The following is a 20,499-nucleotide window of genomic DNA, read 5'->3' on the forward strand; positions in this document are numbered from 1 at the left end:
TTCTAATTTCTATTCGGACTTCGCGGCCGGTTGAAAAACCGGTGCGCGATTCTGCATGCCGGCCAGCACCGCCTCGCGCTGATTGACCGTGCCGATCAGCCGGTCCTGCTCGACCGACTCGGCCAGCAGAATGGCAGGGGTGTCGCCGTCTTCCGCAACTCGCATCAAGCGCTTGCCTGCACGGATGGCGTCGGGACTCTTCTGGGCAATGTCGCGCGCCGCCGCCAGCGCCGCCGCGCGCGGATCGTCCACAACGTGCGTCGCCAGCCCCAGGGCGAACGCTTCTTCGCCGTTGACGACACGACCGCTGTAGATCAGCTCGCGCAGCCGATCCGCGCGGACCAGGCCACGCGTGAGCGCCATGCCGCCCATGTCGGGCACCAGACCCCATTTGATTTCCATGACCGACAGGCGCGTGTCGGCCGCCACGTAGCGCACGTCGGCGCCCAGCGCGATCTGCAGGCCGCCGCCGTAAGCGACACCATGCACTGCAGCCAGCACAGGCACCGGCAGATCACGCCATACCGTGCAGGCGTACTGCGGCAGATTGGCCGCCCCATGCGTGCGCTTGGCAAGACGGCCGGCGCTGATGCCTGAACCGGCGTCGTTGCTGGCCAGGCCTGCCATGCTCGCCATGTCGAGGCCCGCGCAGAAGGCGCGACCCTCTCCGGACAGCACGACTGCGCGAAGATCGGCCTCGTTCATCAGGCGTTTACCAACGGTCACGAGCGCTTCGAACATGGCCGGGTCGATGGCGTTCATTTTCTCGGGGCGGTTGAGCCGGACTTCAGCCACGCCGGCGTCGATGCTGAGCAGGATGCGGTCAGTCATGAAGAGGTGTTCTGTGCGAGAGAGTCGAATCAATCGAGAGCGATGACCAATGCATCGCGCTTGTCCTTCACCTGCGCCCAGTGCGCATGATCGGGCAGCGGCGGTTGCACCTTGGTCAGCCGGGGCCAGTCGGCGCGGCGCGAGAGCTGTGCATTCAGTGCGATGAAGTCCTGCTGATCGGCCGGCACTTCGGCAGCCGGGTAGATCGCGCCCACCGGGCACTCAGGTACGCAGATCGAGCAATCGATGCATTCATCCGGATCGATCACCAGGAAATTGGGACCTGCGTGGAAGCAGTCCATGGGGCAGACGGCGACGCAGTCGGTGTATTTGCATTGGATGCAGGATTCGGTGACTACATATGGCATTGCGGGCGAGGGTCGGGACCGGTTGGGAACTCGTCCGCAATTATGCGGCATCGGATCCAACGAGGGCGGTTTGCCCGTTTAACTCTTATATAAGATATAAGACATTTGACCGTCTGGGGTATTGCGATTAGAATCGCGCCCAAGCGGCGCCCGGAACACCTTCGGGTGCCCGAAAAGATTCCCCTGTAACGTCATCTCAGCAGGTCTTCCATGCTTGAAAACTATCGCGCTCACGTGGCCGCTCGCGCCGCGCTCGGTATTCCCCCGTTGCCGCTGACGGCTCAACAGACCGCCGAACTGGTCGAACTGCTGACCAATCCGCCCGCTGGCGAAGAGCAGACCCTGGTCGACCTGATCACCCATCGCGTGCCCGCAGGCGTGGACGAAGCCGCCCGGGTGAAGGCCGGCTTCCTGGCCGCCGTAGCCAAGGGCGAGACCGCCTGCGCGCTGATTTCGCGTGCCCACGCCACCGAGCTGCTCGGCACGATGCTGGGCGGCTACAACATCCAGCCGCTGATCGAACTGCTGGCTGACGCCGAAGTGGGCGCTACCGCCGCAGAAGCGTTGAAGAAGACGCTGCTGATGTTCGACCAGTTCCACGATGTGAAGGAACTCGCCGACAAGGGCAACGCCAACGCGCGCGCCGTGCTGCAAAGCTGGGCCGACGCCGAATGGTTTACGAGCCGTCCGGAAGTGCCGGAAAGCCTGACCATCACCGTGTTCAAGGTAACGGGCGAAACCAACACCGACGACCTGTCGCCGGCACCGGACGCCACCACCCGCCCGGACATCCCGATGCACGCACTGGCGATGCTGAAGAACGCACGCCCCGGCATCACGCCGGAAGAAGACGGCAAGCGCGGCCCGGTCAAGTTCATCGAATCGCTGAAGGAAAAGGGTCATCTCGTCGCCTATGTGGGCGACGTGGTCGGCACCGGCTCCTCGCGCAAGTCGGCCACCAACTCGGTGCTGTGGTTCACGGGTGAAGACATTCCGTTCGTCCCGAACAAGCGCTTCGGCGGCGTGTGCCTCGGCGGCAAGATCGCCCCGATCTTCTACAACACGATGGAAGACGCCGGCGCGCTGCCGATCGAACTCGACGTGTCGCAAATGAACATGGGCGACGTGGTCGAACTGCGCCCGTACGAAGGCAAGGCACTGAAGGACGGCAAGGTCATCGCCGAATTCCAGGTCAAGTCCGACGTGCTGTTCGACGAAGTGCGCGCCGGCGGCCGCATTCCGCTGATCATCGGCCGCGGCCTGACCGCCAAGGCCCGTGAAGCGCTGGGCCTCGCACCGTCGACGCTGTTCCGCCTGCCGCACCTGCCGGCCGACAGCGGCAAGGGCTTCTCGCTGGCGCAGAAGATGGTTGGCCGCGCGTGCGGCCTGCCGGAAGGCCAGGGCATCCGTCCGGGCACGTACTGCGAACCGAAGATGACCTCGGTCGGCTCGCAAGACACCACGGGCCCGATGACCCGCGACGAACTGAAGGATCTGGCGTGCCTCGGCTTCTCGGCCGACCTGGTGATGCAGTCGTTCTGCCACACCGCCGCGTATCCGAAGCCGGTGGACGTGAAGACGCACCAGACGCTGCCGAACTTCATCAGCACGCGCGGCGGCATCGCTCTGCGCCCGGGCGACGGCGTGATCCACTCGTGGCTGAACCGCATGCTGCTGCCCGACACCGTCGGCACCGGCGGCGACTCGCACACGCGCTTCCCGATCGGCATCAGCTTCCCGGCGGGTTCGGGCCTGGTCGCCTTCGCGGCAGCCACCGGCACGATGCCGCTGGACATGCCGGAATCGGTGCTTGTCCGCTTCAAGGGGAAGATGCAGCCGGGCGTCACGCTGCGTGATCTGGTCAACGCGATTCCGCTGTACGCGATCAAGCAGGGCATGCTGACGGTCGCCAAGCAAGGCAAGAAGAACATCTTCTCGGGCCGCATCCTCGAAATCGAAGGCCTGCCTGACCTGAAGGTCGAGCAAGCGTTCGAGCTGTCGGATGCATCGGCTGAGCGTTCGGCCGCAGGTTGCACGGTGCACCTGAACAAGGAGCCGATCATCGAATACCTGAACAGCAACATCACGCTGCTCAAGTGGATGATCGCGCAAGGCTACCAGGATGCCCGCAGCCTGCAGCGCCGCATCAAGGCGATGGAAGCTTGGCTGGCGGATCCGCAACTGCTGCAACCGGATGCCGATGCCGAATACGCCGCCGTCATCGAGATCGACCTGGCCGACATCCACGAGCCGATCGTGGCCTGCCCGAACGACCCGGACGACGTGAAGACGCTGTCCGACGTGGCCGGCGCGACCATCGACGAAGTGTTCATCGGCTCGTGCATGACCAACATCGGTCACTTCCGTGCCGCGTCGAAGCTGCTCGAAGGCAAGCGCGACATTCCGGTCAAGCTGTGGGTGGCCCCGCCGACCAAGATGGACCAGAAGCAGCTGACCGAAGAAGGTCACTACGGCGTGTTCGGCACGGCCGGTGCGCGTACCGAAATGCCGGGCTGCTCGCTGTGCATGGGTAACCAGGCACAGGTGCGCGAAGGTGCAACGGTCATGTCGACGTCGACCCGTAACTTCCCGAACCGTCTGGGCAAGAACACGAACGTGTACCTTGGCTCGGCGGAACTGGCAGCGATCTGCTCGCGTCTGGGCAAGATCCCGACCAAGGAAGAATACATGGCCGACATGGGCGTGCTCACCGCGAACGGTGACAAGATCTACCAGTACATGAACTTCGACCAGATCGAAGACTTCAAGGAAGTGGCCGACACCGTGCAGATGTAAACGTGTTGTCGTGACTGCGTCGGGTCCTACCTGACGTAGTGAAGTGCAAAGGCGCCGGGGGTGGAATGCCCCCGGCGCCTTTTGTTTTGATGCTTCGCCGGATTCTGCCGCTGGCGGGAACCCGAAAGGGCCCGGCTGCCTAAGCCGCGTGGTGTCAGTGGATAATGATCGACACCGTGGAATACGCCGGCACCGTGATCGTCTCGCTGTACGTGCCGGCCTTCGTGCCGCGCGCCACCGGAAACTGACCGAAGCCTTGCAGCGTGGCCGGCACGGACGTCGGCATGGAGCGCTGGCTGGTATAGCTGGGGCCGTTCAGCGCCGGGATCGAGAAGCCGCTGTCCGAGCGAGCCGGATACGCGAAGCCCGACGGGCTGCCCGGTACCGGAAGCAGCGCGACCGCCGTGCCCCAGCGGCCCGTTGCATCGCCCAGGCCTGCGCCGCCGCCGGCCTGGATGGCGTTGCTCAGCACCGAAGCCGAATCCGTCGACGAGAAGTTCTGCAGCAGATTCGTGTAGTACGCAATGCCGTACTGGCGCAGCAGGAAGCCGCCCAGGCTGCCCGAAATCGGATACCCAGGGCACGACGATGACAGCGACGGATCGAACGCCGTGAGCGAGCAATCGTAAGCGCTTTGTAGCCAGGCCGGGAAGCGGCTGTCGCGCACGTTGTTGAAGCTCGGATCGATCTGGCTGGAGAGCACATCCTCCATCGTCATCGCCGTCATTTCTTCCAGCCACGTGCCGTACATGTACTGCGAGCCGTGCAGCACGCCGCGCTGATAGAAGTTGGCCATGTGCGTGAATTCATGGCCGAGCGTCGAGATGACGGTGTTCAGACCGTCGGTGCCGCCCAGGTAGATGGTTTCCGAATCCACATAGAGCGACAGCGACTGGTTGGACAGCGGCTGCGAGCTGGTGGTGAAGTTGTTGCGCGCCCAGAAGTAGCCGACGCGGCCGTAGGCCTGGCCGTCGGGCTGGATGTTCAGCACCACGATGTCGAGCGCCTGGTTCGGGTCGATCAGGCTGGCGGAGCTGGAGTAGCTGCCCCACGGCTGGCCGACCAACGAAGTGGCCAGCGTATAGACCGACTGCGTGCCCGAAGCAAACTTGGTGATGAGCGTATTGACGATACCGTCGCTGATCTTGCTGGAGCCGTATTCGGTGTTTTCCACCCACAGGTTGACGATGCGGCCGTCGGTGGCCGTGGCTTGCTGGCGCAGCGTGGCCGTGCGCACGGTGGCGGTGCCGTCCGGCTGCTGGTGGTTCCATGTGCGCTGTGTGCCGACGCTGGCCACCGACTGCGGGCGCAGCACCGTATCGTTGGAGGCGCCTTGCGTCTTGAGCGGGCCGGCGCCGGTGGCATAGCCGTCCAGCGCATGGATGTTGAAATCGGAAAGCTGCCGGTCGAACGCGGCGTTCGCGTCATTGCCTGCCGCGTCGGCGGCAGTCTTGGGGACCGGCGTGCCGGTGGCGTTCAGCAGCCCCAGGCCCGAGAGCGAGACGGACGGCATCGGCTGCGCCGCCGCACTCTGGTTGGTGTAGACGAGCGTCACGCTTTGGCCCGTGAGCCCCGCGATCGACACCGGAACCGTGCCGGCCGATCCGCCCGTATTGGTCGCTTGCCACACGCCCACGCCGGAGCCGGCGTAGGTATTGCCCAGCGCGCCGCAGTTTGCCCCGCTGCATGCCGATGCCACGGTGATATTGGCGGACGAGCTTTGCGTGGCCGCCGGGGTGGCCCCCGAACTGCCGCCACCGCCGCCTCCGCCACATGCGGCCAGGGCGCCCACTACTGCCACCATCATCACGATGGTCCATTGCTTTTTGCCGCGTACGTTGTTGCTGCTGCGTTTCATCCACTTCTCTCCAAATCCGCAAATACCGAAAGCCTGCGCGAGCGCGGCTCGTGACCGCCCAGACGCAACACGCGGACGGATTCTCAAGGTGAAGTGGCGGATTCGATCCGTGGAAATGATGGCTTCACAGCCCTCAATTCCCCCCGATGTGGGGGTGCGCAAAGTTTGCGTTGGCGAAAAGGTTGAAAAAGTCGTAGCTGCGGGATGTAGAAGCAGAAAACGGAGGAGGGCGCCCGAAGCCACTTTGGCGGCCGGGGCATCCGCTAGAATGGGCCGCCCGCTTCCTCATAGCGCTGCAAACGCGCTCAATACGTCACTCGCCGATGCTCGTCGCGCAGCTCAAATCGTTCTTCATGGTCGCCCGCCTGGGCAGCATCACGCTGGCAGCCAAGCAACTTGGCCTGTCGCAGCCGACCGTCACTTCGCAGATCCGCGCCCTGGAGGAGGCTTATGGCGTGGAGCTGTTCTACCGGGGCGGGCGCCGGCTGACCCTGTCGGATGCCGGTGTGCGGCTGATGCCGCTGGTGGACCAGCTCGTGCGCCAGGAAACCGAGATCGACTTCTTTCTGCGCAACTCCGGTGACATGGGCTCGGGGCACCTGCGCATCGGCGCGACGGCGCCGTATTACGTGCTCGACATCGTGGATCGCTTCTGCAAAAGCCATCCCGGCATCGACGTGAGCATCGAAGCCGGCAATTCGGTGCAGATGCTCGAAGCGCTGCAGGAGTACCGCGTTGACGTGGCGTCGTCGTCGCAGCGCGTGGACGACGCGCGCTTTCTGCGCATTGAACTGGCACGCGATCCGCTGGTGCTGGTGGTGCATCGCAACCACGCGCTGGCCGACCGGACGAGCGTGCCTGTGAGCGTGCTGTCGCAATGCCGGCTGCTGGTGCGCGAAGTTGGATCGACCACCCGCGCCATGACCGAAACGATGATGGCCCAGGCAGGCGTCACGCCGGCTTCCACGGTGGAGATCGGCAGCCGGGAATCCATCCGCGAGGCCATCACGCGCAACCTGGGCGTGAGCGTTATCGCCCGCCAGGAAGTGCCGAGCCACGCGGATCTGCATGTGCTCCCGTTCGAAGGCGGCGCGCCGGAGCTGAGCGAATACTTGTACTGCCTGCAGGATCGGCGCGAGGCGCGGTTGATTGCGGCCTTCCTGAGCGAAGTCCGGCCGGTTTCTTCATAGACCGGACCAAAATCCGGAAATGCGCGCATTGGCGTTTTTGGGGTAACTGCCACAAGGGGTACATGTCGGCTGGCTACAGTGGCGACCGTTTTTGCCACTGTCTGCGCCCCCGTGCCCCTCCCTCAGCCTGCTACCAACCCGACCTCGGGTTCTGCCACGCCGTTCCTGTCCGTGCGGCAAATCTCGCGCCGCTTTGGCGCGTTCACGGCCCTCGACGGTGTGTCGCTGGATGTGGCGCAGGGGGAATTCGTCTGCCTGCTGGGCCCCTCGGGCTGCGGCAAGACGACCCTGCTGCGCATCATTGCGGGGCTGGAGGCGCACGACGGCGGCCAGATCGTCGCCGGCGGCCGCGATATCTCCAACCTGCCGCCACGCGAGCGTGACTACGGCATCGTCTTCCAGTCGTACGCGCTGTTCCCCAACCTGACGGTTGCGCAGAACGTTGGTTACGGGCTGGACACCAGCAACGGCAACCGTGCGCGCATGCAGGCGCGCGTCTCGGAGATGCTGACCTTGGTCGGCTTGGCTGGCAGCGAGGCGAAATACCCGTCGCAGCTGTCGGGCGGCCAGCAGCAACGCGTGGCACTGGCCCGGGCGCTGGCGCCCTCACCGTCCTTGTTGCTGCTGGATGAGCCGATGTCGGCGCTGGATGCCCAGGTGCGCGAACACCTGCGCATCGAGCTGCGCCGCCTGCAGCGCAAGCTGAACGTGACCACGCTGATGGTCACGCACGACCAGGACGAGGCCATGGCGATGGCCGATCGCATCGCCGTCATGTCGAACGGCCGCATTGAGCAGACCGGCTCGCCGACGGAGATCTATTCGCGCCCGGCCACCGCGTTTGTCGCAGGCTTTGTCGGCCAGGCCAACTGGCTGCCGCTGGAGCGCGCGGAAGACGGCACGCCCACGCTGGCCGGCCAACCGCTGCTGCTGGATCCGGCTTTCGCAGACAGTGCCTCGGCTCCAGGCCGGCTGTTCTGCCGCCCCGAGGCCGTCACGCTGCACCCCGACGACGACGCCCCCAACCGCCATCTCGCCCGCGTGGTCGACCAGATCTACCTTGGCAGCCGCACGCGCGTGACGCTGTCGATCGATGGCCTGACCGACGCACCGCTGGTGGCCGAAGTGGCATCGAGCGCGCTGCAAGCCGGCCGCAACGGCCTGGGCGACAGCAAGCTCTGGATCGCGCTGGAGCGCGACGGCCTGCGCGTGTATGCCTGAGGCCGCGATGTCGATGCTGCCGCCCGAGACCAACGTGGTTACGGCCACGCAATCCGAACCGGTTCGCGCTGCGGGCCGGCCTTTCTGGCGTACCGATACGCCGGTGCTGACGGGCATGAAGCTCGGCTGGCTGCTGTTGCTGACCATCGGCTTGCTGCTGCCCACGGCGATGATGCTCTTGCAGGCCACGGGCCTCGTTGCCAGCGCCCGCAGCACAGACGAGCATGGCCTCGCGCTGGTTGCCCACGTGGTGCAGGGGCCGAATTTCCTGGCCATGGTGGGGCGTACGCTGGCCGTATCCAGCGCCGTGGCTGCCATTGTGGTGCCGCTGGCGTTTGCCCTGGCGTATGCGGTGCAGCGCACGCGCATGCCGTTGCGCGGCACGCTGCGCACGCTGGCGATGCTGCCGCTGTTTGCGCCGTCGCTGCTGCCGGGCATTGCGCTGGTCTACCTGTTCGGCAACCAGGGCCTGTTCAAGGCATGGATGAACGGCAGCAACATCTACGGCTTCTGGGGCATCGTGCTGGGCGAGGTGTTTTATACCTTTCCGTATGCGTTGATGCTGCTGCTGGCGACGCTCACGCTGGCGGACGGCCGGCTGTATGACGCCGCCCGTGCCATGGGCGCGAGCCCGTGGCGCACCTTCCGCACGGTGACGCTGCCCGGCGCACGCTACGGGTTGTTTGGCGCCTTTGCACTGGTCTTCACGCTGGTCGCGACCGACTTTGGTGTGCCGACCGTGGTGGGAGGCAGCTACCAGGTGTTGGCCGTCGAGGCCTACAAGGCCGTGGTGGGGCAGCAGCAGTTTGCGCGCGGTGCCGTGATCGGCCTGATGTTGCTGCTGCCGGCGCTGCTGACCTTTGCGGTAGAGCGCCTCGTGCAGCGTCGCCAGCACGCCGCGCTGGCCAGCCGCGCGCAGCCATATCATCCGCAGCCTGATCGTCTGCGTGACGGACTTTTCCTCTTGCTGAGCGTGCTGGTGGTCGGCGGAATTCTGCTGATGCTTGCCACCGCCGTCGGGGCATCGCTGGTGAAGCTCTGGCCGTACAACCTCGAACTGTCGCTGCGCAACTACGACTTCGACAATATGGACGGCGGCGGCTGGCTCGCGTATCGCAACAGCCTGAAGCTGGCCGCGCTGACGACCGTGTTCGGTACCGCACTGATCTTCACCGGCGCATGGCTGGTCGAAAAGACGCGCGCCGCAGGATGGCTGCAATCGGGGCTGCATTCGGCCATCCGCTTTGCCGTGCTACTGCCGATGGCGGTGCCCGGCCTCGTGCTCGGTCTGGGCTACGTGTTTTTCTTCAACCATCCGGCCAATCCGCTCAACGGCCTGTATGGCGGCATGGCGCTGATGGTGATCTGCACGATCATGCACTGCGCCACGGCGGCGCACCTCACGTCGGTGGCGTCGCTGGGGCAACTCGATCCGGTGTTCGAGGCGGTGTCGGCCTCGCTCAAGGTGTCGGCGCTGCGCACGTACTGGCGTGTGACGCTGCCGATGTGCCTGCCGGCCGTGCTGTCGTGCGCGCGTTATCTGTTCGTGTCGGCCATGACCACTGTGTCGGCGGTGATCTTCCTCTACAGCCCGGACACCGTCCTCGCCTCCGTGGCCGTGCTGAACATGGACGACGCCGGCGACATCGGCCCTGCGGCGGCGATGTCCACGCTCATTCTGGTCACGTCGATCGTCGTATCGCTGCTGCTGGAGCTGGCCATGCGCGGCATCGTGCGCCGCACGCAGGCTTGGCGCACGGCGGCGCATTGAATTCGTAGTCTGTAACAGCAATAAAGCAGAAAGGAAGCAAGCACATGGGTGATTCCTCCCCAATCACGACGCGCCAGGCGGGCGCAGACCGCATCAACCCCGGCAGCACGCCCTTGCGCCTAGAGGCTGCTGTGCTCGACTGGGCCGGCACCGTGGTCGACTTTGGCTCGTTTGCGCCCACGCAGATCTTCGTGGAAGCGTTTGCGGAATTTGGCGTCGCCATCACGCTGGACGAAGCGCGCGGCCCGATGGGCCTGGGCAAGTGGGACCACATCCGCACGCTGTGCAACGACGGCGCCATCGCCGCGCGTTTCTCGCTTGCACATGGCCGCATGCCGACCGATGACGATGTCACGGCCATCTACAACCGCTTCATGCCGCTGCAGATCGAAAAGGTGGGTGCGCATTCCGCCATGATTCCGGGCGCGCTGGACACCGCCGCCGCGCTGCGCGAAGCGGGTTTGAAGATCGGTACGTGCTCCGGTTACCCGCGCGTGGTGATGGACCGCGTGATCGATCTGGCTGCCAAGGCCGGCTACACGCCCGACTGCGTGATCGCTTGCGACGAAGTGCCCCGCGCCCGCCCGTGGCCCGCGCAGGCCCTGCGCTGCGTGGTCGACCTTGCGATTGGCGATGTGGCCGCCTGCGTGAAGGTCGACGACACCGTGCCCGGCATCGAAGAGGGCCGCCGCGCCGGCATGTGGACCGTTGCGCTGCTGATGTCGGGCAACGCGCTTGGCCTGCCGTACGAGCAGTACACCGCGCTGTCTGCGGACGAGCGTGCGCGCCATCGCGTTGCCATCTCCGCCGGCTTTGCCGCCTGCCGCCCGCATTACGAGATCGATACGATTGCCGATCTGCCCGAAGTCGTGGCCGACATCAACCGCCGCCTCGCGCGCGGTGAACGCCCGCAGTGCATTTGAGTTTGTTGTCCTGTTTGTTGTCTTGTCCCCTGCATCACACCACACCGAGGAAACCATGACCGCACGTCTTTCCCTGCTGGCCGCCGCAATCACGTCGGCAACGATGGCGTTTGCCACGTCGGCGTTCGCCAAGACCACGCTGACCGTGTACACGGCGCTGGAAGCTGACCAAGTGAAGGCATACCAGGACGCCTTCGAGAAGGCCAATCCGGATATCGAAATCAAGTGGGTGCGCGACTCCACCGGCGTCGTCACCGCCAAGCTGCTGGCCGAGAAGAACAACCCGCGTGCCGACGTGGTGTGGGGCCTGGCCGCATCGAGCCTGGCCATCCTGGACAAGGAAGGCATGCTGACGCCGTACGCACCGGCCGATCTGTCGAAGATCGGTGCGACTTACCGCGACAAGGCCAACCCGCCGGCATGGGTGGGCATGGATGCCTGGGGCGCCGCCATCTGCTTCAACACCGTCGAAGCACAGAAGCAGAATCTGCCGAAGCCGACGTCGTGGGCCGACCTGACCAAGCCCGTGTATGCCGGCAAGATCGTCATGCCGAACCCGGCATCGTCGGGCACCGGCTACCTCGACGTGAGCGCGTGGCTGCAGATGATGGGCGAGCAGAAGGGCTGGGCGTACATGGACGCGCTGCACCAGAACATCGGCCAGTACACGCACTCGGGCTCCAAGCCTTGCAAAATGGCCGCCTCGGGCGAGTTCCCGATCGGTATCGCGTTCGAATACCGCGCGGTGAAGTCGAAGAAGGAAGGCGCCCCGATCGATATCGTGCTGCCGTCGGAAGGCCTGGGCTGGGACGTGGAAGCGACCGGCATCATGAAGGGCACCAAGAACCTGGAAGCGGCCAAGAAGCTGGCTGACTTCTCGGCAAGCCCGGCTGCGATGGCGCTGTACGAGAAGAACTTTGCCGTGGTCGCCACGCCCGGCTTCTCCAAGCCGGATCCGCTGCTGCCGGCCGACTACGAAAAGCATCTGATCAAGAACGACTTTGCGTGGGCCAGCGCCAACCGCGATCGCATCCTCGCCGAGTGGACGAAGCGCTACGACGGCAAGTCGGAGAAGAAGTAAGCGATGCAAGCTCCCGTAACTCAAGGGGGCCTGGATGCCAGCACCGACGTCGCCATCGTCGGGGCTGGCATTTTGGGCTTGGCGCACGCAGCCGCTGCCGTCAAACGCGGCCTGCGCGTGACGGTGTTCGAGCGCAGCGATATTGCCGTCGGTGCGTCCATCCGTAATTTTGGGCAGATGCTGGTGACTGGCCAGCCGCCCGGCATCATGCTGGACCTCGCGCGCGAAAGCCGCGCGCTGTATCTCGACTGGGCCGACAAGGCCGGCATCTTTGCGCGTGCGAACGGTGCGTTGCTGTTTGCCCGCAATGCCGCAGAAGAAGCCGTGCTGGACGAGTTCATGGCAACGCGTGCACCGGCCTTCGGCTACAACGTCAAGCTGCTGCGCAGCGCAGACCTGGCGAATCTTTACGATGGCCGCTTCCTGCGCCACCGCGCGGCGCTTCAGGGCTTTGATGATCTGCAGCTCTATTCGCGCGAAGCGATTCCGGCGTTGGCGTCGTGGCTTGCCACGCAAGGCGTGCGTTTCCATTTCGGCACGCTCGTGCGCCATGTGGAAGGCGGCCGGCTGGAGACAACCGCCGGCGTGTGCAACGCCCAGCGCGTCGTCGTCTGCAGCGGTCACGATTACCAGACGCTGTGTGCTGACCAGCTTCGCGCGCTGCAACCGCAGGTTTGCCGCCTCCAGATGCTGCGTGTCACGCCCGAAGACGGCTTCCGCCTGGAACACGCCGTGCTGACCGGCCTGTCATGCACGCACTACGGCGCATTTGCGGATCTGCCGACCGCCCAGGCACTGGCCATGCAGATCGAGCATCAGCGCCCCGAGCTGGCGCGTCATGGCATTCACCTGTTGGTCAGCCCGACGCCCTATGGCGACTGGATCGTTGGCGATTCGCACGACTACGGCCAGGACGCGCGCCCGTTCAACGCCGAGTCGGTCGACAACATCATGCTGGATCTCGCACGGGACACCTTTGGAGCCAAGCTGCGCGTGGTCGAGCGTTGGCAGGGCGTGTACGGCGCGAAGTGCCGTGTGCCGGGCAGCGGCGCATTCTCCATTACCCGCGTCGATGACCGCACCACAGTCGCGCTGATGCACAGCGGCATTGGCATGAGCGTGGGCCCGGCGCTGGCGCATCGGCATATGGATGCGCTGGTCGACGGCACCGAGCTGCCGCAGTGGACACCGCCGGCAAGCGTGCCCGCAGACGTGGCCGCCTGACATAGCTACTGTTCAGTGCAGACGCCCGCATGGTTCACGCCGGGCGGGCGTTCTTGTTTTCAGGCAGGAAAGAGTTCGACGATGGGCCAGCCGCGCGATTCGGCCACGGCACGCAAAGTGCTGTCGGGGCTCACGGCCACCGGATGCGAAACGGCTTCAAGCAGCGGCAGGTCGTTGCGTGAATCGCTGTAGAACACGGTGCGCGAGAAGTCCGTCATGCGCTGGCCGCGCTGTGCGAGCCATTCCGTGACGCGCACGATCTTGCCCGCGCCAAACGTGGCCGTGCCGAGCGGGTTACCCGTGAAGGCGCCATCGCTCTGGCCGTTGAGGGTCTCGCCTTCCACCGCCAGCAGATGTGGCACGTTGAACGCGGCGGCAATCGGCTCGGCCAGGTAGCGGTGCGTGGCGGTGACGATGCAGCAAAGATCGCTGGCGCGCAGGTGTGTGTCGACCAGTTTCCGTGCGCGCGGCAGCATGGCTGGCGTGATGATGTCGCGCAGGAACGTCGCACGCCAGGCGTCTAGCCGCGTACGCGGGTGCTGGGCCAGCAGGCCGAGCGAGAAGCGCGCGTGTCGCGCAAAGTCGAGCGTGCCGTCGCGGTACTCTCGCATCCACCGTTCGTTGGCTTGCTCAAAGAGGCTTCGATCCACCGCGCCCTGGGCGACCAGGAAGCGGCCCCATTCGTATTCGCTATCAATGGGTAGCAGGGTGTGATCCAGGTCGAACAGGGCAAGCGATTGCATACAACGGGCGGCCAGGGGCGGTTGAAAAACCGCGAAGTTACGGCCCTAGCGCGTCGCGGCTGTGTCCATTGCCATAACTTTGGCGATGAACGCATCGGCCTTTTTCTCGGGTGCGTGGGCCAACTGCGGGTCCAGGCGGTCAAGAAACGCGCGTACCAGCCGTGCGTCCTTGCGCTCCTTCAGGAAGTACAGGTATTCGTGAATGACTGGCGCGTTGCCGGCAAACGGCAGCACGCGCACGTCGGGCCGGCGCGGTGCTTCACGTGCGGGAACGATGCTGCAGCCCAGCCCCAGGCTGACTGCTTCGTAAATGGCTTCCCGGCTGCCGATGATGCTCGTGCTGGCAGGCTCGATGCCGGCCGCGGCAAACGCGTCTTCGGTGACGCGGCGGGTGACGGAGCCCGGTTCGCGCATCAGCAATTGGCAGCCGGCAACGTCATCCAGGGTGACGCTCGGGCGACGTGCAAGTGGGTGGTCCAGCGGCACCACCAGCACCATCGTGTCTTCGGCCAGCGTGATGCGATGCAGCCGTTCGTCATCCACGGCGTGAGACGAAACAGCCAGGTCGATACGCACCTCCGAGAGCGCCTCGAGCATCTGCTGCGAGTTGCCGAATTCGATGGTGATCTCGATGGTGGGATGGCGTGCGCGAAACGCCGCCACGCTGGGCAGGATGTAGTACGGGCCCGTGGCGCCCACGCGCAGGTTGCCGGTGCGCAGATCACCGGCATTGCGCAGGAGAAAATCGACGTCGCCTTCTTGCTGCGCGAGGCGCTCGACGATAGGCATGAGGCTCACGCCCAGGTCGGACAGGTCCAGCCGGCTGCCGCGGCGGTGAAACAGTTCCACGCCGTACATCTCTTCCAGTTGGCGGATACGTCCGGTCACGGTCGGCTGCGACAGGCGCAGGCGCTTGGCGGCCGACGTGACGCTGCCCTGGCGCGCCACCTCGAAGAACGACATCAATAGATCGCCCAGCATGCTTGTGTTTCCCTGATATGTCTTTTTTGATCGTCAGGCGCCCAGTCTAGGCAGCGTTTGTGACGCTACATGCGGTGAAACCTTACGGTCAGCCATGGGCAGACGCGCGGGCGGCGGCGATTGCCACGCGCAAGTCGACGTGGCGTGGGTCGCATCGAAAAGGAAGGGCGCGCGAGGACGGGGCGGGCGCACATCGTGCTACCGTGTCCACCTATGCGCGTAATAGAGGAGAGACCATGCCGGTGCTGAAGGTCGATGTCGTCACGGCAGAAGAACGGCTGTACGAAGGCAACGCCAAGTTTGTGGTGATCCCCGGCACCGAGGGCGAACTGGGCATCCTGCCCGGCCATGAACGTCTGCTGACGCGCATGCGCCCGGGCAGTGTCCGCGTCACGCAGGAGAACAACGAAGAAGTGATCCTCTTTGTAGCCGGCGGCTTTGTCGACGTGCAACCGGAGCAGGTGATCGTGCTGGCAGACACCGCCGTGCGCGCACACGACCTGGATGAAGCGAAAGCGCAGCAGGCCCGCAAGGCGGCTGAGGAGCTTATGCAGAACAGCCAAAGCAAATTCGACTACGCACGCGCGCAGGCGGAGTTGGCCGAAGCCGTCGCGCAACTGGCCGCCATCGAGCGTTTGCGCAAGCGCCGCCGCTGAGGCTTGGCCTTCACAAGAAAGGGGCCATGCCGCCCTGCACCACAACGGCGCTGACGTGTCGTCCCACCAGGGGTGGGGTAAAGAACCGCGCCGGTTCTCCGTTTTAGAGCAGAACGATCGAATTTCCCGCCGAACGTCGTCCCACAGACGTGATCGGTTCTGCCGGTTCTGCTGATGTCGCTGCTTGTTGTGATTGCCCGTGCGCTTGGGCTTGGTTGCTTGAAACATCCGAGTGCAGAGCATGTGTTCTCGTTGCCAATGCGCTTGCCGTGCGCGCTGCTTGACCCGAGCCGAATTGCGCAAATGTTTGCGGTGGCGGTTACGTTGCTTTCCACGACAGCGCTGGCCCAAACAGACGCGACAGACCTGACCGCGTTGCCTATCGAACAACTCATGCAGGTGCAGGTCGTCACCGGCGCATCCAAGTACGCGCAAGCCGCGAATGAGGCGCCCGCCAACGTTTCGGTCATTACCGCGGCGGACATCAAAGCCTATGGCTGGCGCACGCTGGCCGACATCCTGGGGAGCCTTCCAGGGCTCTACACCAACTACGATCGCAGCTACAACACGCTTGGGGCGCGCGGCTTTCTGCGGGCGGGCGACTACGACACCCGCTTCCTGTTGCTGATCGACGGCCATCGCACCAACGATCCGATCTTCGATCAGGCAGCCGTCGGGACCGAAGCCATCCTCAACGTCGACCTGATCGAGCGGGTGGAGTACGTGCCCGGAGCGGGCTCGGCGGTGTACGGGTCGAACGCGCTGTTCGGTGTGATCAACATCATCACCAAGCGCGGCCGTGACATCGACGGCGTGCAGGCCAGTGCATCGACCGGCAGCGCCAATGCGCGCGATGCCCGCCTGACGTGGGGTAAGCGAGCCGAGAACGGTGCCGAGTGGCTGCTGTCGGCCAGCGTGAGCGATGCCCCGGGCCGCGACCTGTACTTTGCCGAGTTCAATGAGCCCGGCGTGAGTGACGGTGTGGCCCGCGGCATGGATTTCGACCGCGCCAAGCGTCTGTTTGCCAAGGGCAGTTTCGGCGAGTTCGGGATGACCTTCGGCTACGTCGATCGGACGAAGGGCGTGCCCACTGCGCCGTACAACCAGAGCTTCAACGACCCGCGCTCGCGCGCTGTCGATACGCGGCAGATATTCAACGGCACCTGGCAGCACGCACTGGACGACACGACCGACGTGTCTGCGCGGCTATTCTGGGGGCGGTATGCGTCGCTGGGCGATTACACGTACAACCCGCCCCCGGCCGGCATCAACCGCGATGTGTTCGATACCGCGTGGTACGGCACGGAACTCAAGCTCGTGACGCGCCGTATCGAACGCCATACGCTGGTCATGGGTACCGAGCTGCAACGGGATTACCGTGATGCAATGCGTAATTTCGATACGGTGCCCTACGTCAGTTACCTGGACGACCATCGCACCAACAACCGCGTGGGCGCATACGTGCAGGACCAATTCATGCTCCATCCGGATTGGGTGCTGGATACGGGCCTGCGCTACGACCATACGAGCTTCACGCCGGGCATCTTCAGCCCACGTGTGGGCCTGATCTGGCATGCCGCCCCAACGACCACCGTCAAGGCGATCTACGGCATGGCCTATCGCGCGCCGAACGATTACGAATTGAACTATCAGAGCAGTGCCCCCGGCGGCCAGCAGGCTACCCACGGGCTGTCGGCCGAACGCATCCGTACGTATGAAGCGGTTGTCGAACAGCAAGTTGCCGCAGGCGGCAAAGCCACGTTGTCGGTGTTTCAGAACAACGTTTCCAACCTGATCAGCCAGAGCGAAGACCCGAACACCGGGCTGCTCTTCTTCAGCAACGTGGCGCGCGTGCGCACACGGGGCGCAGAACTCGGCTACGAGCAGAACTGGCCGGGCGGCACGCGCCTGCGCACGAGCTACAGCTTCCAGCGTTCCGAAGACATCGACAGCGGCCAGACGCTGGCCAATTCGCCGCGTCACATGCTCAAGATCAATGCCACCGCGCCCGTGTGGCGTGACGACTGGCGCGCAGGGATCGAGGCGCGATACATCAGTAACCGGCTGACGACCACGGGCCAAGTGGGCGGTTACTGGATCGCCAACCTGACCTTGCTGGCGGCGCAGCTGGCACCCAATCTGGAGATGTCGGCCAGCGTCTACAACCTGTTCGATCGACGCTACGCCGATCCGGCCGGGCCGGAGCAACCGCAGCCATCCATCGAGCAGGATGGCCGTACTTTTCGCGTGAAATTCACCTACACCTTCCGATGAACACCCCGCACGGCACCGTCCGACGCGCCCGAAGACCAGGCCCGCGCAGGTTATGTGCGGCGCTGGGCGCCGTGCTGGCTGGCGTGGTGTGCATGGGCGCCACGCACGCGCAGATGCAGGCCAGCGAGGTGCAGGTCAAGGCAGCGTTCATCTACAACTTTGCGCTGTTCACCAACTGGCCGGCCGATGCCATCCAGGCCGACGCCCCGATGGTGTTGTGCGTGACAGCACAGCATCCGTTGCAGGCAGCCTTGGAAAAACTGACAGGAAAACCCGTGCGCGGACACCGCCTGGAAATCCGAAAGATCAATGACGGTACCGTTGCCGGCTGCCATGTCCTGGTGTTTGATGCGCGTGCTTCGAACGGCGTGCGTGTCGATCCGGCCACGCCCATGCTGACGGTGTCCGACAGCCCTAAAAACCAGCGCGCACCCGGCAACCCCGAACCGATGATCGCGTTGACGCTGCATGACGATCGCGTGGTCTTCGACATCGATGCAGTGGCCGCGCGGCAAGCCCATCTGCAACTCAGCTCACAACTGCTGCGCCTGGCGAGGACCGTGCAATGAGCCTGTACGTTACGACCCCTCGGCCCCGCCTGGGGCACTCCGTGGTGCGAGCCAATATGGCCGGTGCCGGTGCGGCACTGACCATTGCCGGCTTCCTGCTCATCGTGTTCCAGTTCATCGCGCTGCATGCGGCGCTGGTGCGCGATGTGCATGTGCAGGCGCGCATCGTCGGTGCCAACAGCGTGGCCGCGCTGCTTTTCAATGACCGCCGCGCGGCAGAAGAAACGCTGGGCGCTCTGGAGGCATCGCCGTCACTGCGCGCTGCCGGCATTTTCAGCGCGCTGCGCAAGCCGCTGGCGCTGTATCAGCACGGCGATGCCGCGCCCGTGCGCGCACCCGATGCCGCCATGCTGCGCGAGTCGGCTGTATCGACGCTCACCACGCTGGAGGTGGTGGAGCCCGTGGAATCGGAGCGCCGCGTAATCGGCTACGTGGTGGTGCGCTCCAGCCTGAGCGAGCTGTACATGCAACTGCTCGGCTATGCGGTGCTGACCGTATCGGTGGGCATCGGTGCAATGGGCCTCGCGTATCTGGTGATCGCCCGCATGCGCCGCGCGGTGCTGCAGGCAGAGGCGCACCTGGACTACCTGGCCCACATCGATTCGGTGACGGAACTGCCGAACCGGCACGCCTTCAACGAACGCCTGCAGGTGTCGCTCAAGCGCGCAGGCCAGACGGGGGCGGTTGGGCTGCTCCTGCTGGATCTGGACAACTTCAAGGTCGTCAATGACACGCTGGGCCACAACAATGGCGACCGCCTGCTGCGCCAGGTTGCACGGCGGCTGAACGACGTGATCGAGCAGGCCAACCTGCGCGCGGTGCTGTGCCGCATCGGCGGAGACGAGTTCGCGGTGATCGCAGAGTTGTCGGGCCGTGCACAGATTGCCGAGACAGAAGCGGCAACGCTGGCCGATGGGTTGGCCAAGCGCATTCTTGCCGCGCTGGGGGCGCCGTTTTCACTCGACCTGCATCAGATCTACGTCACGGCCAGCGTGGGCGTGAGCCTGTATCCGCATGACGCACGTGACGTGCAGGTGCTCACGCGCAACGCCGACACGGCGATGTATCACGCCAAGAACCACGGCAAGAATGCGGCCGCCAGCTTTACGTCGGAGATGGACCAGCAGGCGCGCCGCCGCCTGCGCGTGGAAGCCGATCTGCGCCGGGCGCTCGACCGCGAAGAGTTGTTGCTGGCCTACCAGCCGCAGGTGCGCCTGAGCACCGACGATGCTCACGACGCGGTGATCTCCAGGGCGAACGTCTACGGCGTGGAAGCACTGGTGCGCTGGCGCCATCCCGAGATCGGACTGATTGGCCCGGGCGAGTTCATCGCCGTGGCGGAAGAAACCGGGCTGATCGTGCCGCTTGGCCTGTGGGTGCTGCGTACCGCGTGCCAACAGGCGGTGCGCTGGATGCGCGAAGACGGCGTCACGCTGCGGGTGGCCGTCAACCTGTCGGCTCGACAGACGCGCGACCCGGCGCTCGTGGAAAACGTCATGGACGTGCTGCGCGAAACCGGCATGCCGCCGCATCAGCTCGAGCTCGAAATTACGGAGAGCGTGCTGATGGAAGACATCGAAGCCAACATCGCGCTGCTCGAATCCCTGCACGCGGCCGGCATCAGCCTGTCGATCGACGATTTCGGCACCGGGTATTCGTCGCTGGCGTATCTGCAGCGTTTTCCGATCCAGAAGCTCAAGATCGACCGCAGCTTTGTGCAGCGCATGCCCGGCGACGGCGAAGCCATTGCCGGCGCGGTGATCGCCATGGCCCACAGCCTGCGCATGCAGGTGGTGGCCGAAGGCGTGGAAGACCCCGAGCAGCTCGCGTTGCTGCGCGACGCCGGATGCGACCTGGGGCAGGGCTACCTGTTCTCGCGCCCGCAGCAAGCCGACGCGTTGATGGCCTGGCTCAACCGACTGGACAACGCTGCGGACAGCGGCACCGCTGCGTATGCCGAAGAGGAGGTGGTGCCGAGCGCGTCGTTGCCGTCGTCGTTGGCGGGGTAGCAGC

General features: G+C 64.9%; 16 protein-coding genes. 11 read left to right on the forward strand and 5 right to left on the reverse strand.

From position 1 onward, the window contains the following. Window positions 1-9: 9 nt before the first annotated feature. Window positions 10-831 (reverse strand): crotonase/enoyl-CoA hydratase family protein, encoded by an 822-nt coding sequence (locus ACUXH0_RS22875; protein WP_012430457.1) that lies wholly within the window; start codon window positions 829-831, stop codon window positions 10-12. A 29-nt stretch (window positions 832-860) separates the two neighbouring features. Continuing rightward, window positions 861-1,199 (reverse strand): ferredoxin FdxA, encoded by a 339-nt coding sequence (gene fdxA / locus ACUXH0_RS22880; protein ID WP_012430456.1) that lies wholly within the window; start codon window positions 1,197-1,199, stop codon window positions 861-863. 210 nt (window positions 1,200-1,409) lie between these two features. Here fdxA and acnB point away from each other — a divergent pair, with 210 nt between their 5' ends. Continuing rightward, window positions 1,410-3,995, forward strand: a complete 2,586-nt coding sequence (gene acnB, locus ACUXH0_RS22885; RefSeq protein ID WP_012430455.1) for a bifunctional aconitate hydratase 2/2-methylisocitrate dehydratase — start codon at window positions 1,410-1,412, stop codon at window positions 3,993-3,995. Window positions 3,996-4,149: 154 nt separating this feature from the next. On the opposite strand, the gene ACUXH0_RS22890 is transcribed toward acnB, so the two are convergent. Then, window positions 4,150-5,853: a M30 family zinc metallopeptidase gene (locus tag ACUXH0_RS22890; protein WP_012430454.1), complete on the reverse strand. Its 1,704-nt coding sequence runs from the start codon at window positions 5,851-5,853 to the stop codon at window positions 4,150-4,152. 323 nt (window positions 5,854-6,176) lie between these two features. Here ACUXH0_RS22890 and ACUXH0_RS22895 point away from each other — a divergent pair, with 323 nt between their 5' ends. The 6 genes from ACUXH0_RS22895 to ACUXH0_RS22920 all read left to right on the forward strand — a co-directional run bounded on the left by ACUXH0_RS22895 (window position 6,177) and on the right by ACUXH0_RS22920 (window position 13,263). Further along, window positions 6,177-7,043 (forward strand): LysR family transcriptional regulator, encoded by an 867-nt coding sequence (locus ACUXH0_RS22895; protein WP_182594697.1) that lies wholly within the window; start codon window positions 6,177-6,179, stop codon window positions 7,041-7,043. A gap of 78 nt (window positions 7,044-7,121) precedes the next feature. Next, complete coding sequence (locus ACUXH0_RS22900; RefSeq protein ID WP_012430453.1) at window positions 7,122-8,264, forward strand: putative 2-aminoethylphosphonate ABC transporter ATP-binding protein; 1,143 nt, start codon at window positions 7,122-7,124, stop codon at window positions 8,262-8,264. Window positions 8,265-8,271: 7 nt separating this feature from the next. Then, window positions 8,272-10,035, forward strand: a complete 1,764-nt coding sequence (locus tag ACUXH0_RS22905; protein WP_012430452.1) for a putative 2-aminoethylphosphonate ABC transporter permease subunit — start codon at window positions 8,272-8,274, stop codon at window positions 10,033-10,035. Window positions 10,036-10,079: 44 nt separating this feature from the next. Further along, window positions 10,080-10,958: a phosphonoacetaldehyde hydrolase gene (phnX, locus tag ACUXH0_RS22910; RefSeq protein WP_182594696.1), complete on the forward strand. Its 879-nt coding sequence runs from the start codon at window positions 10,080-10,082 to the stop codon at window positions 10,956-10,958. Window positions 10,959-11,013: 55 nt separating this feature from the next. Next, window positions 11,014-12,039, forward strand: coding sequence for a putative 2-aminoethylphosphonate ABC transporter substrate-binding protein (locus ACUXH0_RS22915; RefSeq protein WP_004633921.1), 1,026 nt, complete (start codon window positions 11,014-11,016; stop codon window positions 12,037-12,039). A 3-nt stretch (window positions 12,040-12,042) separates the two neighbouring features. Further along, complete coding sequence (locus ACUXH0_RS22920; RefSeq protein ID WP_182594695.1) at window positions 12,043-13,263, forward strand: TIGR03364 family FAD-dependent oxidoreductase; 1,221 nt, start codon at window positions 12,043-12,045, stop codon at window positions 13,261-13,263. A gap of 59 nt (window positions 13,264-13,322) precedes the next feature. Here the strand turns inward: ACUXH0_RS22920 and ACUXH0_RS22925 are convergent, their stop codons facing one another. Continuing rightward, window positions 13,323-14,006 carry an HAD family hydrolase gene (locus ACUXH0_RS22925; protein WP_182594694.1) on the reverse strand — a complete coding sequence of 228 codons (684 nt, stop codon included), beginning with the start codon at window positions 14,004-14,006 and terminating at the stop codon, window positions 13,323-13,325. Window positions 14,007-14,051: 45 nt separating this feature from the next. Beyond that, window positions 14,052-14,987, reverse strand: a complete 936-nt coding sequence (locus ACUXH0_RS22930) for a LysR substrate-binding domain-containing protein (RefSeq protein WP_012430448.1) — start codon at window positions 14,985-14,987, stop codon at window positions 14,052-14,054. A 236-nt stretch (window positions 14,988-15,223) separates the two neighbouring features. Here ACUXH0_RS22930 and ACUXH0_RS22935 point away from each other — a divergent pair, with 236 nt between their 5' ends. From ACUXH0_RS22935 to ACUXH0_RS22950, 4 genes are all read left to right on the forward strand, one after another. Continuing rightward, window positions 15,224-15,643, forward strand: a complete 420-nt coding sequence (locus ACUXH0_RS22935; protein WP_004633929.1) for a F0F1 ATP synthase subunit epsilon — start codon at window positions 15,224-15,226, stop codon at window positions 15,641-15,643. A gap of 258 nt (window positions 15,644-15,901) precedes the next feature. After that, window positions 15,902-17,917, forward strand: coding sequence for a TonB-dependent receptor plug domain-containing protein (locus tag ACUXH0_RS22940; RefSeq protein ID WP_182594700.1), 2,016 nt, complete (start codon window positions 15,902-15,904; stop codon window positions 17,915-17,917). Further along, entirely contained in the window at window positions 17,914-18,486 is a 573-nt protein-coding gene (locus ACUXH0_RS22945) for a YfiR family protein (RefSeq protein ID WP_004633933.1), read from the forward strand. The genes ACUXH0_RS22940 and ACUXH0_RS22945 overlap by 4 nt, the downstream gene beginning before the upstream one ends. Beyond that, the gene (locus ACUXH0_RS22950) at window positions 18,483-20,495 is read left to right on the forward strand and encodes a putative bifunctional diguanylate cyclase/phosphodiesterase (protein ID WP_182594693.1); all 2,013 of its coding nucleotides are present in this window, start codon (window positions 18,483-18,485) and stop codon (window positions 20,493-20,495) included. Before ACUXH0_RS22945 ends, ACUXH0_RS22950 begins: the two co-directional genes overlap by 4 nt. The last annotated feature ends 4 nt before the right edge of the window (window positions 20,496-20,499 follow it).

This window comes from Ralstonia sp. 110700041-2 (assembly GCF_056280165.1).

Bases quoted from the DNA above. Each gene is read 5' to 3' on its own strand.
- ACUXH0_RS22875 (WP_012430457.1), bottom strand. From the start codon at position 831: ATGACTGACCGCATCCTGCTCAGCATCGACGCCGGCGTGGCTGAAGTC.
- ACUXH0_RS22935 (WP_004633929.1), top strand. From the start codon at position 15,224: ATGCCGGTGCTGAAGGTCGATGTCGTCACGGCAGAAGAACGGCTGTAC.
- ACUXH0_RS22920 (WP_182594695.1), top strand. From the start codon at position 12,043: ATGCAAGCTCCCGTAACTCAAGGGGGCCTGGATGCCAGCACCGACGTC.
- ACUXH0_RS22945 (WP_004633933.1), top strand. From the start codon at position 17,914: ATGAACACCCCGCACGGCACCGTCCGACGCGCCCGAAGACCAGGCCCG.
- ACUXH0_RS22890 (WP_012430454.1), bottom strand. From the start codon at position 5,853: ATGAAACGCAGCAGCAACAACGTACGCGGCAAAAAGCAATGGACCATC.
- ACUXH0_RS22915 (WP_004633921.1), top strand. From the start codon at position 11,014: ATGACCGCACGTCTTTCCCTGCTGGCCGCCGCAATCACGTCGGCAACG.
- ACUXH0_RS22905 (WP_012430452.1), top strand. From the start codon at position 8,272: ATGTCGATGCTGCCGCCCGAGACCAACGTGGTTACGGCCACGCAATCC.
- ACUXH0_RS22925 (WP_182594694.1), bottom strand. From the start codon at position 14,006: ATGCAATCGCTTGCCCTGTTCGACCTGGATCACACCCTGCTACCCATT.
- phnX (WP_182594696.1), top strand. From the start codon at position 10,080: ATGGGTGATTCCTCCCCAATCACGACGCGCCAGGCGGGCGCAGACCGC.
- acnB (WP_012430455.1), top strand. From the start codon at position 1,410: ATGCTTGAAAACTATCGCGCTCACGTGGCCGCTCGCGCCGCGCTCGGT.
- ACUXH0_RS22930 (WP_012430448.1), bottom strand. From the start codon at position 14,987: ATGCTGGGCGATCTATTGATGTCGTTCTTCGAGGTGGCGCGCCAGGGC.
- fdxA (WP_012430456.1), bottom strand. From the start codon at position 1,199: ATGCCATATGTAGTCACCGAATCCTGCATCCAATGCAAATACACCGAC.
- ACUXH0_RS22895 (WP_182594697.1), top strand. From the start codon at position 6,177: ATGCTCGTCGCGCAGCTCAAATCGTTCTTCATGGTCGCCCGCCTGGGC.
- ACUXH0_RS22950 (WP_182594693.1), top strand. From the start codon at position 18,483: ATGAGCCTGTACGTTACGACCCCTCGGCCCCGCCTGGGGCACTCCGTG.
- ACUXH0_RS22940 (WP_182594700.1), top strand. From the start codon at position 15,902: ATGCGCTTGCCGTGCGCGCTGCTTGACCCGAGCCGAATTGCGCAAATG.